The 16,074-nt window shown below is 41.5% G+C and carries 12 protein-coding genes and 1 pseudogene; 10 read left to right on the plus strand and 3 right to left on the minus strand.

Annotated elements, in window-relative coordinates; translation table 11 throughout:
- Positions 1–44 precede the first annotated feature (44 nt).
- The gene (locus tag AACW45_RS04570) at positions 45–734 is read left to right on the plus strand and encodes a Uma2 family endonuclease (protein WP_190631522.1); all 690 of its coding nucleotides are present in this window, start codon (positions 45–47) and stop codon (positions 732–734) included.
- 193 nt (positions 735–927) lie between these two features.
- Here the strand turns inward: AACW45_RS04570 and AACW45_RS04575 are convergent, their stop codons facing one another.
- Complete coding sequence (locus AACW45_RS04575; protein ID WP_190631524.1) at positions 928–2,046, minus strand: ferrochelatase; 1,119 nt, start codon at positions 2,044–2,046, stop codon at positions 928–930.
- A gap of 524 nt (positions 2,047–2,570) precedes the next feature.
- On the opposite strand from AACW45_RS04575, the gene AACW45_RS04580 reads away from it, so the two are divergent.
- The 5 genes from AACW45_RS04580 to dacB all read left to right on the plus strand — a co-directional run bounded on the left by AACW45_RS04580 (position 2,571) and on the right by dacB (position 9,417).
- Positions 2,571–3,143 (plus strand): hypothetical protein, encoded by a 573-nt coding sequence (locus tag AACW45_RS04580; RefSeq protein ID WP_190631526.1) that lies wholly within the window; start codon positions 2,571–2,573, stop codon positions 3,141–3,143.
- Between the two features lie 226 nt (positions 3,144–3,369).
- A complete protein-coding gene (locus AACW45_RS04585; RefSeq protein WP_190631528.1) occupies positions 3,370–4,632 on the plus strand; it encodes an MFS transporter in 1,263 nt (420 codons plus the stop codon).
- Positions 4,633–4,894: 262 nt separating this feature from the next.
- Complete coding sequence (ilvB, locus tag AACW45_RS04590) at positions 4,895–6,790, plus strand: biosynthetic-type acetolactate synthase large subunit (RefSeq protein ID WP_373462090.1); 1,896 nt, start codon at positions 4,895–4,897, stop codon at positions 6,788–6,790.
- Between the two features lie 248 nt (positions 6,791–7,038).
- Positions 7,039–7,509 (plus strand): tellurite resistance TerB family protein, encoded by a 471-nt coding sequence (locus tag AACW45_RS04595; protein WP_190631533.1) that lies wholly within the window; start codon positions 7,039–7,041, stop codon positions 7,507–7,509.
- A 438-nt stretch (positions 7,510–7,947) separates the two neighbouring features.
- Positions 7,948–9,417, plus strand: a complete 1,470-nt coding sequence (gene dacB, locus AACW45_RS04600; RefSeq protein ID WP_190631612.1) for a D-alanyl-D-alanine carboxypeptidase/D-alanyl-D-alanine endopeptidase — start codon at positions 7,948–7,950, stop codon at positions 9,415–9,417.
- 155 nt (positions 9,418–9,572) lie between these two features.
- Here the strand turns inward: dacB and AACW45_RS04605 are convergent, their stop codons facing one another.
- Positions 9,573–9,818, minus strand: coding sequence for a hypothetical protein (locus AACW45_RS04605; protein ID WP_339381948.1), 246 nt, complete (start codon positions 9,816–9,818; stop codon positions 9,573–9,575).
- A gap of 155 nt (positions 9,819–9,973) precedes the next feature.
- Here AACW45_RS04605 and AACW45_RS04610 point away from each other — a divergent pair, with 155 nt between their 5' ends.
- From AACW45_RS04610 to aroQ, 4 genes and pseudogenes are all read left to right on the plus strand, one after another.
- The gene (locus tag AACW45_RS04610; RefSeq protein ID WP_190631537.1) at positions 9,974–11,176 is read left to right on the plus strand and encodes a class I SAM-dependent methyltransferase; all 1,203 of its coding nucleotides are present in this window, start codon (positions 9,974–9,976) and stop codon (positions 11,174–11,176) included.
- 613 nt (positions 11,177–11,789) lie between these two features.
- A complete protein-coding gene (locus tag AACW45_RS04615) occupies positions 11,790–12,668 on the plus strand; it encodes an NAD(P)-dependent oxidoreductase (RefSeq protein WP_190631539.1) in 879 nt (292 codons plus the stop codon).
- Between the two features lie 73 nt (positions 12,669–12,741).
- Positions 12,742–13,530: pseudogene (locus AACW45_RS04620) on the plus strand (Uma2 family endonuclease).
- Positions 13,531–13,718: 188 nt separating this feature from the next.
- On the plus strand, positions 13,719–14,411 hold the full coding sequence (aroQ, locus tag AACW45_RS04625; protein ID WP_190631541.1) for a gamma subclass chorismate mutase AroQ: 693 nt from the start codon (positions 13,719–13,721) through the stop codon (positions 14,409–14,411).
- Positions 14,412–14,427: 16 nt separating this feature from the next.
- Here aroQ and AACW45_RS04630 read toward each other — a convergent pair whose 3' ends face one another.
- Positions 14,428–15,897, minus strand: a complete 1,470-nt coding sequence (locus AACW45_RS04630) for an NACHT domain-containing protein (RefSeq protein WP_190631543.1) — start codon at positions 15,895–15,897, stop codon at positions 14,428–14,430.
- Between the last annotated feature and the right edge of the window lie 177 nt (positions 15,898–16,074).

Consider the following 16,074-nt stretch of genomic DNA (forward strand, 5'->3'; position numbering starts at 1 on the left):
ATTCTTGCTAAAATATTATTCATTTACACATATATAAATGTGTTATGACTAGCGCTATTCCCAAATCAGAAATTTTTTATCCCAGCAGCGATGGAGAACCTGTGGCTGAAACTTACGACCATTTGTATGCACTTTTAACCACTCTAGAAGTACTTAGACAATATCTGCAAGGTCGTCGCGCCACAGTTTTAGGTAATCAATTCTTATATTACGCCCAAGGTTTTCCCAAATTAAGAGTAGCACCCGATGTCATGGTAATTTATGACGTGGAACCAGGAGGAAGAGATAACTTTAAAATTTGGGAAGAAAAACAAGTACCAAAGGTAATTTTTGAAATCACCTCAAAAGAAACTCAAGAAGAAGATAAAACCACTAAGAAAAATCTCTATGAAAGCTTAGAAGTAGAAGAATATTGGTTATTCGATCCCAAAGGCGAATGGATTGAAGAACAGTTACAAGGATATCGCTTACGCGGAGATATTTATGAACCAATCACCGATAATTGCAGCCAAATCTTACAACTCCGCCTCGCTGTAGAAGGAAAACTAATTGGCTTTTATCGCTTAGATAATGGCGAAAAATTATTAGTAAATGATGAATTAATTGCAGCACTCAAACAAGAAACTGATAAACGTATCCAGGCTGAAATACAAGTAGAACAAGAACGCCAACGCGCCGCCGAACTCGAATCCCTACTCTCTCGCTATCGAGAACAGTTTGGCGAACTTCCATAACAATTAAAAATTAAAGACATTTTCAGTCGGGGATTTAAACATCAACCGAAAACCTTTTAATGTAGGATAAAATTTCAAATATTAAGAGGACACTTGCATCGTTGAAATCTCAACTTCAGCCAAGTGTCCCAAATCATCATCCTTTGCGTTTCTCTGCGCTGACTTAGCGTACCTTTGCGTTTAAAACTCCCCCTTAATGATGATGATGGTGATGATGATGTCCATCCAAGTGAGCATTAACTGTCACACCTTCCTCAGCCCGCAACGCGCTAATATGCTCATCAGCCCATTGTGCAACCATCGCTAAAAACTCTGGACAGTCATTCACACAAGCCATTTGCACAAAATCCACACCGGAATGCTTCTTCTCCACAGCATGAATAATGTGGTGAACATCCAATAAAGTTTCGTGATTCTCAGTCGCAAAACCAATTGGCATAAATATTACCACTTTTGCACCCAATTGAATCAAGTTATTAGCAGCTTGCTCCGCATTAGGTAGCGTCCATTCAATTAGAGGAGTATCATGGTTCAGCCAACCAACAGAAATTAAAGGATAGCGATTAATCAACTTCTCCCTTACCAACTCATACAGCGCTTCACTTTCGCTAATCCCAGAAGTGAAGCCCTTCGCCTTGTGGGGACAACCGTGATTCATCAATACAATCCCGATTTGCGAAGGTAGATAAGTAGCTGCTAAATCAGCATTAATCTTTTCCTCTACCAAATGCGCCATCAAATCAATGTAAGCTGGCTCATTATAAAAAGAAGGAATATAACGCATTCCTTTTACCCAATGTTCATCACCATCAGCCAACTCAGCTAAGGCATTATTCACCTGCTCGATCGCAATCCCGCTAGTAAAGATAGAATCAACTACTAGCAGGGGATAAATTAAGATTTTGTCAAAGCCTTGATTTTTAATCTCTGCTAAAACTTGTTTCGGTAAAAAAGGCGCACAGAAGTTAAAAGCCTTAAAAACTTGAACCCCCTCACCCCACTTGGCTTGTAAATTCTTCTCAATCCCAGCGCGTTGCTGTTCAAAGATAGCGTTATGGGGAGAGATAAAATCATGATGGGTATGTCCCCACTCATGACGGTCAAATAACGCCAAAAGCTTGGCTAAAGGTGGGTAAATCCAAGTCGGGACTGGTGCAAATTTTGCTGTCAGTAGATTTAAAGCCTGTTCGTTATAGTTAGCGAAATCCTCGTAGCTTTCGACTTCGCCGTAGCCCATCAATAATACGGCTACTCGGTCTTGACGTGATGATTGCTCATGGGTATGTTGTACTTTTTCCGGCGTCGCTACCACAGTGAGTTCCTCAATATAACCAGAATGGAGAGAAGTATCAAAGAAATAACTTGATTATTTCCCAGCTGAGTAAAATAAAATCCCATCCCAGGGGATAGGATAGCTACAAATATCATAACGGGGCATTGATTTTCATACCTCTATCGTGAGGATCTAGACAGAAAAATTTACCTAAATATACTTAAATAAATTAATTAGTACAGATATCTGAGAAGTTAAAAGTTAACTGGAAAATGGGCATGGGGCATGGGGCATAGGAAAGAGAGATTTTCTCGTGATTAGCTGTCTTGAAAATAGTCGTGGGAATAAGGGGTAAGAGCATTTCCTTAATTACTAACCAATCCTCCGCGCACCTTTGCGTTTACCATTGCGCGCTTCTACATTAAAAACGATTTTATGCAAAGCTGTAATCAGCTGAATTTGTCTAACGACGTTGTAATTGCTTAAAATATTAATGTTGCATTGATAACCAGTAAAAGTTTAGCAATGCTCAACCCTAGCTCTGAACCAGAGATTGAAGATAGATGAACATCATCATTTGCCCTGGAATGCATGAGCGAGAATTAACAGAGAGTTTTATTTCAGGGTGCTTAAATTTAAATTCTGATAGTTCAACTACAAACAAATCAGTAAATATACTAGTTTACCCACAGCAGGGTGTACTGACAATATCACCATTGCATATTTTACAATTTTTACACAATTGCTTGGGTGATAAGTTAGAATCGCCCGTAATCTTCATCAGCTTTAGCGCAGGTGTAGTTGGAGCGATGCTGTCTGCCCATTCTTGGCAACTTTTAGGGGGAAAAGTCACAGCTTTTATTGCTATAGATGGATGGGGTGTGCCACTATGGGGTGATTTTCCCATTCACCGGATGAGCCATGATTATTTCACCCATTGGAGTTCGTCTTTATTGGGTAGTGGGAAACATAACTTTTACGCTCAACCAGCAGTTGAACATTTATCTATTTGGCGATCGCCCCAAACTATCCAAGGTTTTGCGGTAAACCCTACTGAGGAATTTTATCCCAAAAGCGATCGCATCACTGCTGCTGAATTCATACACCTGTTGCTGAGGCAGTATGAAAGCAAATAGTCCGGAAAATAAAGTTGTCCAGCAGGAGTGAGAATATAGGGAAATTTTGCCCACAGAGCGATAAAAATAAGGAGATAAGGGAAAGGAGGACAAGGGAGACAAGGAGGAAAAGGAAGACAAGGAAGATTTAAACATTATTTTTTCTCCCTGCTCCCTGCCCCCTGCCCCCTACCCTCTGCCCTATACCCCTGCCCCATCTACCCCAGTACCTCTTACTTAGTATCAAATGTTTCCTACAGAACCTGCTGCTGTTAATAACGGGTTTGGCGCACTGCTCAAAAACCGTAATTTTATGCTCCTGTGGATTGGGCAACTGGTTTCCCAGTTAGCAGATAAGGTATTCTTCGTATTGATGATTGCCCTGCTAGAAAACTACCCGCCCCTTCCCGGCTTGGCAGAAAGCTCAATGCACTCCACGCTCATGGTAGTGTTTACCATACCGGCGATTCTTTTCGGTTCGGCCGGAGGTATCTTTGTTGACCTATGGCCGAAAAAGCTAATTATGGTTGGCTCAGATGTAGTACGTGGCTTATTGACTTTAGCTATTCCGTTTTTACCACGAGAATTTTTGTTTTTATTAATACTGGTATTTGCAATATCTACGGTAACGCAATTTTTTGCCCCAGCCGAGCAAGCTGCTATTCCCCTATTAGTGCGCCCAGAAAATTTAATGGCAGCCAATGCCCTATTTAGTAGCACCATGATGGGTGCTTTAATAGTGGGCTTTGCTGTGGGAGAGCCAATTTTGAGTTTGTCAAAAGAGTTTCTCGGAGAACAGTACGGTCAAGAAATTATCGTTACTGGACTATATCTATTATCAGCAGCCATGATGCAGCCGATTACCATGAGCGAGGATAAAGCCCCAGGAACGCAGCAGGATAAAGGTAAGCCTTGGGCAGAATTAACAGAGAGTTTGCGCTATCTTAAGAAAAATCGTTTAGTAGTCAATGCTATGCTGCAATTGGTCACCTTGTATTGTGTATTTGCAGCTTTAACAGTCCTGACAATTAGATTAGCTGAAGACTTTGGTTTAAAAGAAAAACAATTTGGCTTTTTCTTAGCAGCTGCTGGCGTAGGTATGGTCTTGGGTGCCGGAATTTTAGGTCACTGGAGTGTAAAATTGCATGGCAAGCCCTTACCCTTAATCGGATTTTTGCTGATGGCACTGGTGTTAGGAGTGTTTACCTTCACTCACAACTTATTACTCGCGCTAGGACTTTGTGCATTATTAGGTGTCGGTGCGGCTTTTATTGGCGTACCCATGCAAACTCTGATTCAACAACAAGCACCTCCCAACATGCACGGTAAAGTGTTTGGTTTTCAAAATCATGCCGTAAATATTGCCCTGTCTTTACCTTTAGCAATTACCGGGCCATTAACCGACTTTTTAGGTTTGCGGACTGTACTTGTAGCCATGAGTCTCATAGTTGCGACTGTCGGTGTTTGGGCTTGGAAAAATACCCGCCGAGTATTACAAGATGTCATTTAATTGATGCAGTAATTGACTATTGGCTATTAACTGTTGACTGTTGACTGTTGACTGTTGACCGTTGACTGTTGGCGAAAAAAACTCGGAAAGCTGAATAAATCAACAATTAAGTCTTGTTGGCAAAAATCAAATTCTAGTTGTATAGTCTTAGCTGATATAAAAAATAGATATTGATGTACAGATTTTATTAAAGTTTTACATTAAAATGAATTCTTAATTACAGAATACAAGCATTAACTTAGCTATTGTCAGAGGTTTGACAGTGCGATCGCCAACCCGAATCAGTCCCCCCCAGACCGAGAATCCTGCCCAGTCTAATACCAGCATTCCAGCCGTCTCGGTAACCCCTACCAGGGCATCCGGCGGTTTTGCTCTCCTAGACAGCCTCCAGCGCCACGGTGTTGAGTATATTTTTGGTTATCCCGGCGGAGCCATTCTGCCGATTTACGATGACCTTTACAAAGTGGAAGCAACTGGTACTATTAAGCACATTCTCGTGCGTCATGAACAAGGTGCTTCCCATGCAGCCGATGGCTATGCCCGCGCTACAGGTAAGGTAGGAGTTTGCTTTGGGACTTCCGGCCCAGGGGCGACTAACTTGGTAACAGGTATCGCCACCGCCTACATGGACTCAATCCCCATGATTGTGGTTACAGGACAAGTACCACGGGCGGCAATTGGTACGGATGCATTCCAAGAAACTGATATATATGGGATTACCCTACCAGTAGTTAAACACTCTTATGTAGTGCGCGACCCGAAAGATATGGCGCGGATTGTCGCCGAAGCTTTCCATATCGCCAGCACCGGACGCCCCGGCCCGGTTTTAATTGATGTGCCTAAAGATGTAGCTTTAGAAGAATTTGACTATGTACCTGTAGAACCAGGTTCTGTAAAATTACGCGGCTATCGTCCCACAGTAAAGGGTAACCCCCGGCAAGTTAACGCCGCTATTCAATTAATTCGCGAAAGTAACCGACCATTATTGTATGTTGGTGGCGGAGCGATCGCGGCTAGTGCCCACGAAGAAATTAAAGAACTCGCAGAATTATTTAGCATTCCCGTCACCACCACCCTCATGGGGATTGGTGCTTTTGACGAACATCATCCCCTCGCCTTGGGTATGTTGGGGATGCATGGTACAGCCTACGCTAACTTTGCGGTGACAGATTGCGACTTGTTAATCTGTGTCGGCGCGAGATTTGACGACCGGGTAACTGGCAAATTAGATGAATTTGCTTCCAAAGCCAAAGTCATTCACATCGATATTGACCCCGCCGAAGTTGGTAAAAACCGCGTCCCAGAGGTGCCTATAGTCGGTGATGTCCGCAATGTTGTAGTTGACTTGTTACGTCGCTGCAAGCAAGCAGGTATCAAGGCGAAACCCAACCAAAACCAAGAATGGTTAACCTTAATTAACCGTTGGCGAGACGAATACCCCTTAATCGTGCCACAACACCCTGACAGTATCTCACCCCAAGAGGTAATTGTCGAAATCGGTCGCCAAGCACCCAACGCTTTTTACACCACAGATGTCGGTCAGCATCAAATGTGGGCAGCACAATTCCTCAAAAATGGCCCCCGTCGCTGGATTTCTAGCGCTGGTTTAGGCACTATGGGTTTTGGCGTCCCCGCCGCTATGGGTGCAAAAGCAGCCTTCCCCGATGAAGAAGTTATCTGTATAAGTGGCGACGCTAGTTTCCAAATGTGTTTGCAAGAATTGGGAACATTAGCACAATATGGCTTAAATGTCAAGACTGTCATTCTCAACAACGGCTGGCAGGGAATGGTACGCCAGTGGCAGCAAGCCTTTTATGGCGAGCGTTATTCCTGTTCCAACATGGAAGTAGGGATGCCGGATATTGAGTATTTGACTAAAGCCTATGGTATTAAAGGCATGGTGATTAGCAAGCGCGAAGAACTCGCTGATGCGATCGCCGAAATGCTAGCACACAATGGCCCGGTAGTTGTCGATGTGCGCGTTACCAGAGATGAAAATTGCTATCCAATGGTAGCGCCTGGTAAGAGCAACGCTCAAATGATTGGCTTACCCAAGCAAGCGCCAAAAACTGCTGTAGAACCATTGTATTGCAACCACTGCGGCACTAAAAACCAGCCCACTCACAACTTCTGTTCTGAATGTGGCAATAAACTTTAGGATGGTCAATTGTTAGAGACGCGATGAATCGCCTCTATCCAATGGTCATTAGTGAATAAAAATATTTTTCCGCAGGGGATTGTATCCTCTGCGTTTTTTATGGGAATTAGTATAAGGATTTACTAAGTATCATCACAAATGACAAAAAAATCCGAGGTGATGTGCATTTAGCGATTTTTTTGGGAATCCTAAAACTCAGGACAAAAGATAGCTATTCCCAACGATCGCAAAACTTTTAAAGGATAATTATGTTTCAACGTAAATTTCCCAATAGAGGAAGCAACAGTTCCGTTGTCTTAGAACCAGAAGTAGCCATCGCCGTTATTGGATTATTTTCTGCTGCTTCGGATGATGAAGGTGTCAGCAGAACCGAAGAATTTGCTTTGAGTGAAATGCTAGCTGGGATTTCCCAGTTTGAAGACTTTTCAGACAAAGACTTTGATCAATTAACAGAAAAAGTTTATGATTTGTTAGAAGAAGAAAATCCAGAAGAAGTAATTGAACTGGCGATCGCTTCCTTACCCGATGAAGAATATCGAGAAGCCGCTTATATTACCGCCCTTTTAGTAGTAGGGATTGATGGTGAAGTACCTGAAGGCGAACAGGAATATGTCTCAGAACTTCAAGACGCCTTAAATATTTCCAACCGCCGCGCACAACAGATTATAGATCACATCTTTGGTGAAGATGATGACGAAGAATACGATTACGAAGATTAATTTTTTTGGCGCAAACAGTCCCTTCTTATAAAACTTGCAGAATCAAAAACAGGCTCATGATGGCGTTATCAGCGCTATTATGAGCTTTTTATTCACAAGATTTACGCAAAAATCAGCAAAAAATTTGAATTTATTGAACCACCAAGACGCCTTCGCGTTAGCGTCTCCCTTTGGGAGCAGAATTCGTAACTCATTCTCTGAGTACCTCTGTCTTGAAAAGTTATGTTCGTCGTTCGACGAAGTCGTTCCCGAAGGGTAGACGTTGGCGAAGCCATCGCCGGAAGCCGGCGCTCATACTTTTCGCTGCGCTTACCTTTGCGAGCCTACCCTGCGGGAAGGCGAAGCGCCTATGCGTTTCAATTTCACCCTTCAATCAGCCAAGATTTTATCCAAAGCTGTACTAAGTTATTATCATCAAATAGTTTTCAGCACTATTTAATGACTCAAAAACTTTCCCTGGGCTTAACGCTACTGCTTTTAACTACCCAACTAGGTATTACCCAGCAACCAACTAAAGCCCAAACCCCTACACCAGCACCACCAACCACCACCACAAAACCAATCTGTCCCGCTCAACTGGGAAGTTCTATAGAGGCTATTATCAATCGTCCCTCATTTAATCGCGTGCGCTGGGGAATCTTAATTCAACCTTTGTCATCTGGACAAACTCTCTACAGTCGAGATGCTCAAAAATACTTTACACCAGGTTCTAATACAAAATTACTCACCACTGCTGCTGCATTACAAGAGTTAGGTGCAAACTTTCGCATTCGTACCTCTATTTATCAAAATTCCAATGGAGTGTTGCGTGTTGTGGGTAGGGGAGATCCCAGTTTAGGTGATACTCAATTGCAAGCCTTAGCAAAACAATTAAGACAAAAAGGTATTACCCAAATTCAGCAATTGATTGCCGATGATAGCTATATTCAAGGAGATATAGTTAACCCTACTTGGCAATGGGAAGATGTGCAATCAGATTATGGCGCACCAGTTAGTAGTTTTATTTTAAATGAAAATATTTTTAGCTTCAGACTTGCACCACAAGCTTTAGGGAAACCCTTACAAATAGCTTGGACTGATAGCAATGAGGAAAGACGCTGGCGGATTGTTAATCAGTCAACAACTGTAAGCAAAAATCAAACCAATTATATTGATGTTACTCGCGATTTAACAGGTACAGTCCTGCGTATTCAAGGACAGCTAACAGAAAATTCTCAACCTTATTTAGTTACCTTACCTGTAGTCGATCCCAATTATTATTTTTTGCGGCGCTTCCGGACAATTTTAGCAACAGAAAAAATTAGTCTAGGACAAACATTAGTATTAAATGGTGGCAATAATCAACAAGAAATTGCTGCTATTGATTCGCCTCCTCTATCACAGTTAGTAACAGAGGTAAATGTCAATAGTAATAATTTATATGCTGAAGCATTGCTGAGGGCATTAGCGGTGAAACAACCAAGAGTGCAAAATAAAATTACTGCGAATATTGGCTTAGAAGTTTTAAAGGCAAGTTTAACTAAATTGGGAGTCGATCCGACAAGTTACTCTTTAGTCGATGGTTCTGGTTTATCGCGGCGTAATTTAATATCACCAGAAGCTTTAGTACAAACTTTGCGCTTAATGGCGAAAACATCAGCCGCTAATATTTATCGTGCATCTTTACCGGTTGCTGGTAAGACTGGTACTTTAAAAAATCGCTTCCGCAACACTCCGGCTGAGGGAATTGTGCAAGCAAAAACAGGAACATTAACTGGTGCAGTTTCTTTAGCTGGATATGTGAATAATGCTAAGTATGAACCTGTAGTTTTTAGTATTATGGTAAATCAAAGCGATCGCCCCGCCAGCGAATTACGCCAAGCCATTGATGAAATTGTGGTGTTATTAGGACAGTTGCAGCGTTGTTAGGGACTTCCAAATAAAAAAATATACAACTATTTATTGTGGGGTGGGCGTCTCGCCCGCCCATAGTCAAAGGCGGGCAAGACTTCGGCGTGAGCGCTCAGTCGAACGCTGCCCACCCCACAAGATTAGATAATTTATTTCTTGGAAGTCCCTTAATGCTATCGCTGTGAATGCATTGAGCAGCATCTACCGATGACATCTGAGCACGTAAATTCATCATCAGCATCTACCAAGCAATAGCCATAGATTTCAAATTTAGAGCGGTTATGGTATTGAAATATAGAGCTAATTAGCGTTTCTATCACCTGTTCCTGGTAATTTGCCCAAATATAGCCCAAGCGTAGTTTACGAGGATGATGCATACAAGCGATCGCTTCCTTCACCAATGACAATTGTACAGACAAGGGTTCATCGCGTCTCTGACAAACGACTAATAACACCCTTCTCCTATAGGAGATGCTACGCGTAGCTTTCTTCCCCGCAGGGGTACACCATTTATCTTTAAATTCCGCCGACCTATTTCAATAGATAATTAAAGTCTCACTCCTCACTAAATTTTATGGGTTTTAATTCCGCATTGTATACAGTCATCGCTAATCGTATCGCCACAAGTCCCGAAAAGCGAATTACTTTTGCTGAATATATGGATACAGTTTTATACCATCCCGAACATGGTTACTATTCCAGTCATGCAGACAAACTAGGTTTTAAAGGTGGTGACTTTTTTACATCTGTGCATTTGGGTAATGATTTTGGCGAATTACTAGCAGTACAATTTCTGCAAATGTGGGAAATTTTAGGAAAACCAGAAAACTTTGATTTAGTAGAAATGGGAGCAGGACAAGGACTTTTAGCATCGCATATTCTTAATTATTATAAACAGCATCACCCAGAATTTTTAGCTATACTGAAATATTTAATTATTGAAAAATCACCCACACTCAAACAAGAACAACAGCAACGCTTACAAAATTTCTCCGTGCAATGGTGCAATTTAGCAGACATAGCATCTAATTCCATTACAGGTTGCTTTTTTTCTAATGAATTAGTCGATGCTTTCCCAGTACATCAGTTTATTTTTGAGGCGGGGGAGTTACAAGAGGTTTATGTGACAACGCACGGTGAGGGGGATGAGGGGGACAAGGAAGACAAGGGGGACAAGGGGGGAGGATTTGTAGAAGTTACAGGGGAATTGTCTACCCCCAGGTTGGCGGAATATTGGGATTTGGTGGGAATTGATTTGCGCCAAAATAATTACCCCGATGGGTATCGAAGTGAAATTAATTTAGCGGCTTTAGACTGGTTGAGTATAGTGGCAGACCGCTTGCGGTGCGGGTATGTGTTAACAATTGATTATGGCTACCCTGCCAGCCGTTACTATAACCCCAGGCGATCGCAAGGAACCTTACAGTGCTATTATCAGCATCGCCACCATGACAACCCTTATGTCAACATCGGAGCGCAGGATATTACAGCCCATGTTGATTTTACCGCTTTGGAACGATGGGGCGATCGCTGCGGATTAGATAAAGTAGGTTTTACTCAACAGGGATTATTTTTAATGGCATTAGGATTGGGAAACCGGATTTCTGCCCTTTCTGAGCAAGAAAAGTCCATTTCTCAATTATTACGGCGGCGAGAATCTCTCCACGAACTGCTCAACCCTTTAGGATTAGGCGGCTTTGGGGTGTTAGTTCAAAGCAAAGGCTTAACAGAAACAGAAATTTCTCAACCGCTAACAGGCTTAATTGTGCCAGAGTAAAAGTAGGCGAAAAGTTAAAACTCTATTAATGCTGTACTAGTCTCAGTTGACTAAGGTAACACTGTAACAGTGACAACTAAAAACCTAAGGAAACGAGGAATTATGAATACCCATGATTTGTTAATGCTAGTGACACTACTTGCCCCCGGTATCTTACTATCTGTTGTCATTTTGGTGACATTTGCCGCAGGTGGCTAGTTAAAAGAAGGCAGAAGGTGAGCCACTGCGGTGGACGGGTTCCCCGGCATAAAGCAAGTGGCGAACCCGAAGGGCAGGAGGCAGGAGGCAGAAGGAATTCCCAGATATATAGTAAATAAACGGGAATTTTTTCAGGAAATTGTATTGATTAAATAAGTTTAATTAAATACATTTCTGATTTTGGTTCATAAATATATTTACTTACTCTGTGAACTTGTGGCAGAAAAAAGAATCTTTCTTTTAACCTTCTGCCCTCTGCCTGGTCACTGAGCTTGTCGAAGTGCTGCCCTCTGCCTTTCTTCAGTTATCAGCCATCACTGTTAACTGTTAACTGTTAACTGTACGCGATTAATCGATAATAAAAACGCGAAGTCTCACACAGGCTTCGCCTAAGCTGTACGAAAGGAACTAAACAATGAAGGTGGCATTTCTGGGAACTGGACTGATGGGACTACCAATGGCGCAAAGGCTATTGGCAGCAAATATAGAGTTAGTTGCCTACAACCGCACCCCAGAAAAATTAGCACCACTACAAGCAGCTGGTGCCGAAATCGCAACAGAACCCCGCTATGCAATTCGTGCGGCTGATTGCATTATCCTCATGCTGACAAATGCTGCTGCAATTTATAGCGTGTTGCTTTCAGATACTTCCTGGCGCGCGCTTTCCGGACGCACCGTCATTCAAATGGGCACAATCACCCCTACAGAAAGCCTAGAAATTAGAGATGCTGTTGTCTCCGCAGGTGGCGAGTATATTGAAGCGCCGGTTTTAGGCAGTATACCCGAAGCCCAAGCTGGCAAACTAATTGTCATGGTAGGCGCTCGCGAAGACCAATTTCAACGCCACTTGAGTTTATTGCAAAACTTTGGCCCCGAACCGCGTTTAGTCGGGCCTGTCGGTGCTGGCGCATCAGTTAAACTAGCTTTAAATCAACTAATTGCTGCCCTTACAACTAGTTTTTCTTTGAGTTTGGCTTTTATTCAACGTCAGTATATTGACGTTGAAGTGTTTATGGAAATTCTCCGAGAAAGTAGCCTTTACGCTCCTACTTTTGATAAAAAGCTATCACGAATGTTAGATGGTAACTTTGCCAATCCGAATTTTCCCACCAAACATTTGTTGAAAGATACAGACTTATTTATCAACGAAGCTAAAGCTGCTGAATTAGATGTTAGTAGTATTAAAGGTGTCAGGCAAATATTGCACTCAGCGATGAAAATGTCATTTGGTAATGATGATTATTCATCGGTGTTTTATGCCATCAAAGCTTGGGAAGAAGGGCGCTGGGAATAAATAGGGAAGTTAACAACGCGCGATCGCCTAAAATTACACTAAATTACACTATTGGGTAAAATATTCATGACCTATGGTAAATTATCAACGCGATCGCGTCCTCCCAACCAGCGCTGAACTCCCATGTTCAGATGATACGCCTGTGGATAATGTAGACCGAAGGGCTTGGCGAAGCCTAGACCAAAACTTTATTCCCAACTTACTGCTTTTTCTCCTGGAGTCAATTTGGGCACACAGGAATGATTGGTTTTTTGGCATTGATATGAGCATTTACCACACTACAGGCGTGAGTCATCTAGTACCAGTAGTCCCCGATGGTTTTTTAAGCTGAGGAGTGGAACGGCGCAAAGCAGATAAATCCCGCCTCAGCTATGTATTATGGGAAGAACAAAACATTGTCCCCAAGTTTGTTTTGGAAGTAGTTTCTAAAACTCCTGGTGATGAATATGATACAAAGCTGAATATTTACGCCCAATTGGGTGTACTTTATTACGTCATCTACAATCCGCAATATTGGCGACGCGACCAACATCAGCCATTTGAATTGTATAAATTGATTGACGGGGAATATCAACTACAAATAGGCGAACCCTTTTGGATGCCAGAAATTAACTTAGGAATTGGGCGATGTCTGGCGACAAGCCGCTTCGCGTCTACGCGTTATATATCTGGCACAATTCAACGAGAGGTACTGTATTGGTATGATGAAACTGGTACTCGCTACCCGACTGCTGATGAAATTGCTCAAGCCGAACGCCAACAACGAGAACTAGCTCAACAACAAGCACAAGCCGAACGCCAAAAAACAGAAAAATTAGCAGCCAAGCTCAGAGAATTAGGCATCGACCCAGATAATATTTAATGATATTGGGAGCCTAAACTCAATTCTCCTCAAAATTACTCTTCTCTGCGTTCTCTGCGTCCTCTGCGATCAGCCTTAACTTGCTTTTTATAATTAACTATGATATCTGTTATTTGATATAAACTACTGTATTTCTACCAATTTATAGTACAATCTTGCTATATAGCAGGGTGTATACACTTTTTGCCATGAATTTAAGTTTTTTTAAAAAGCATCCACTGTTGTTATTAACAATGATTTTCTTTGGGCTTTTTTTCAGCAGTACAGTAGTTTCTGCCAGACTTAAATTATATTTAACTCACCGAGAATCCGGTTCAATCAAAATAGTAAACTCCCCAGCAATTAATATTAACAAACAACAAATACCTGTTGATAACTTACTAAAATTGATTCAGCAGCGATTGATAATTGCACATGATGTAGCACGTTGGAAATGGAATAATCAACGCCCTATTGAAGATTTAAAGCGCGAACAGGAGTTACTATTAAAAGTTAGGCAACAAGCAACAAGCCAGAATTTAGACCCCGATACAGTAGCAGCATTTTTTCAAGCACAAATAGAAGCAGGAAAAATGATTCAAAAAGCTGACTTTCAAAAATGGCAACAGCAAGGGATTAAATCTTTTAGTAATGTACCAGACTTAACCCAAACCATCCGACCATCCCTAGATAAATTAAACGTAGAATTTCTCCTTGCTTTAACAGAATTGACTCCGGTTCTAGGTTGTACAGAGATTAGAGAATTAATTCAGTCACGTTCCCAGGTAATTATTCAGGGTGATGGTATTGATAAACAAGTGCAGAATCTATCAATTTCACCATTACTACAATTGAAAAGCGATTCTTGTAAAGTAGTTTCCAAAGTTGAGGCTAACGTTTAAGTAGTTGACATGGGTATTAAATATTTATACCAGCCAAGTATTTCTGTAAACCTATATGAGAGAAAGAATAAATACCCCTTGCTCTCTCAAGCAATAAACCATTGTGAGCTTGAATATATTTAAGAATCGCAGCGCTATCAATTCCCGTTAAATCTAAACTTAAAATATATTCGCGAATTTGCTGCTCAATAGCTGCTTTTAAAAACAAATATTCGCCTTTATACCAATAATTTTTTGCAATATTACGCAATAATTCTGCTGTCTGTCTCACAGTAATTTGTTGACAAATCATATCCCGTTGAATATGACGCTGTTTATCCCATTGTGTAAGTAAAATATCTAATACCTCTTGATAAATTGCAGATGTATTCAAGTTAAAATCTGCTCTATCTTCAAAAAATAAACAGAGGAAAGTTAATAATAAAGGACTAGTCGCTAGTGATTTCAAGGATTGATTCTGTCGCAGTTTATATAAAAAATCTTCAGATTGTATCGCGGCTTTATCCTGAAACCATTGAATAGCAAACTGGGTAATCTGCTGCTCATCAAAATCAGCAATTTCTACTTCTGTGAATTGCTCAAAGATATAATTTTGTGCTGCGACTCGACAGGTAATTACAAAAGAATTGGCATAAAATCGGGTTGTAAACTGGCAAATTTCTTGCAAAATTCGGTTATAGTCCCTATCCCTTACTCGATCTAACCCATCTAATAAAACTACCGCTTGTCCTTGAGTCAGAAGAGTTAGCGCCGCATTGGGTGTAGTCACACCGCAATCTTCAAACTGTTCTGTAATATACTCTAGTAAGCTGGGTTTCTCTTTTATCTGTGCAAAGTCATTGAGGTCAATAAATATAGGAACGCGATCGCCTCGATACTCACCCAAGTTACACTGAATAGCCAGCCACTTTAAAAATATCGTCTTCCCGCTTCCCGGTTTCCCCAAAATCATCAATTTATCGTAGCTTTCTACAGCTTCTATCGCTGGTAAGCGCGGTTGTTGGAGAACACCCAAGTTAAAACAGTTAAACTTTGTTGGATCGAAATCTCTGACTATCTCCCCAATTTCCAGCCTTCTGCGTCTAGCGATCCGCTCCCAAATGTAAACAGGAGTGTAGATATTATCCAACCTTCGGGGCTTTTCCATATCCAGCACCCGCATCACCCCACAACGCCTTTGAATGCTGTTATGGACTTTTTCGCGGACATTCTGTACCAAAACTTGAATTTGGCTGAAACTAGCTGATGCTTCTTCCTCTGGGAACGATGAAGGCTTGACAATCTCTTCCCAATTTAAGTTAAGCTTCTCGCAAATTGTCACGAAAATATAGCGATCGACAGCTTTACCTTGAAAAAACTTAGTAACTGGCTGACGACTAATTCCTAATTCTCCCGCTAACCCTTGCTGCGTCAAAGAATTGCGGATTAGCGCAGCTTCAGCCTTACTAATTCCCTTAGCCGATGCTTGAAGCGATCGCCTACTCATTACCCCTATATCAAAGCATTTTGTTAATTATATGACTATTTTCCCAAAAAATCATACCTATCTCATGCAAAAGTCATACATAAGTCATGCCTAAGAATGATTGTAAAACATGCATAAGAGTGCGAATCTAGAGATCTAGGTATTTGACATCTCTTACATAAAGAAGTGAAATATTAT

It is taken from the genome of Calothrix sp. FACHB-168, assembly GCF_963889195.1.
Lineage (GTDB): Bacteria > Cyanobacteriota > Cyanobacteriia > Cyanobacteriales > Nostocaceae > Aulosira > Aulosira anomala_A.

What these genes read in the sequence shown, in the direction of transcription:
- AACW45_RS04610 (WP_190631537.1), top strand. Translation starts at nt 9,974, where the DNA reads ATGGGTTTTAATTCCGCATTGTATACAGTCATCGCTAATCGTATCGCC.
- AACW45_RS04615 (WP_190631539.1), top strand. Translation starts at nt 11,790, where the DNA reads ATGAAGGTGGCATTTCTGGGAACTGGACTGATGGGACTACCAATGGCG.
- AACW45_RS04630 (WP_190631543.1), bottom strand. Translation starts at nt 15,897, where the DNA reads ATGAGTAGGCGATCGCTTCAAGCATCGGCTAAGGGAATTAGTAAGGCT.
- AACW45_RS04585 (WP_190631528.1), top strand. Translation starts at nt 3,370, where the DNA reads ATGTTTCCTACAGAACCTGCTGCTGTTAATAACGGGTTTGGCGCACTG.
- AACW45_RS04580 (WP_190631526.1), top strand. Translation starts at nt 2,571, where the DNA reads ATGAACATCATCATTTGCCCTGGAATGCATGAGCGAGAATTAACAGAG.
- AACW45_RS04570 (WP_190631522.1), top strand. Translation starts at nt 45, where the DNA reads ATGACTAGCGCTATTCCCAAATCAGAAATTTTTTATCCCAGCAGCGAT.
- dacB (WP_190631612.1), top strand. Translation starts at nt 7,948, where the DNA reads ATGACTCAAAAACTTTCCCTGGGCTTAACGCTACTGCTTTTAACTACC.
- aroQ (WP_190631541.1), top strand. Translation starts at nt 13,719, where the DNA reads ATGAATTTAAGTTTTTTTAAAAAGCATCCACTGTTGTTATTAACAATG.
- AACW45_RS04595 (WP_190631533.1), top strand. Translation starts at nt 7,039, where the DNA reads ATGTTTCAACGTAAATTTCCCAATAGAGGAAGCAACAGTTCCGTTGTC.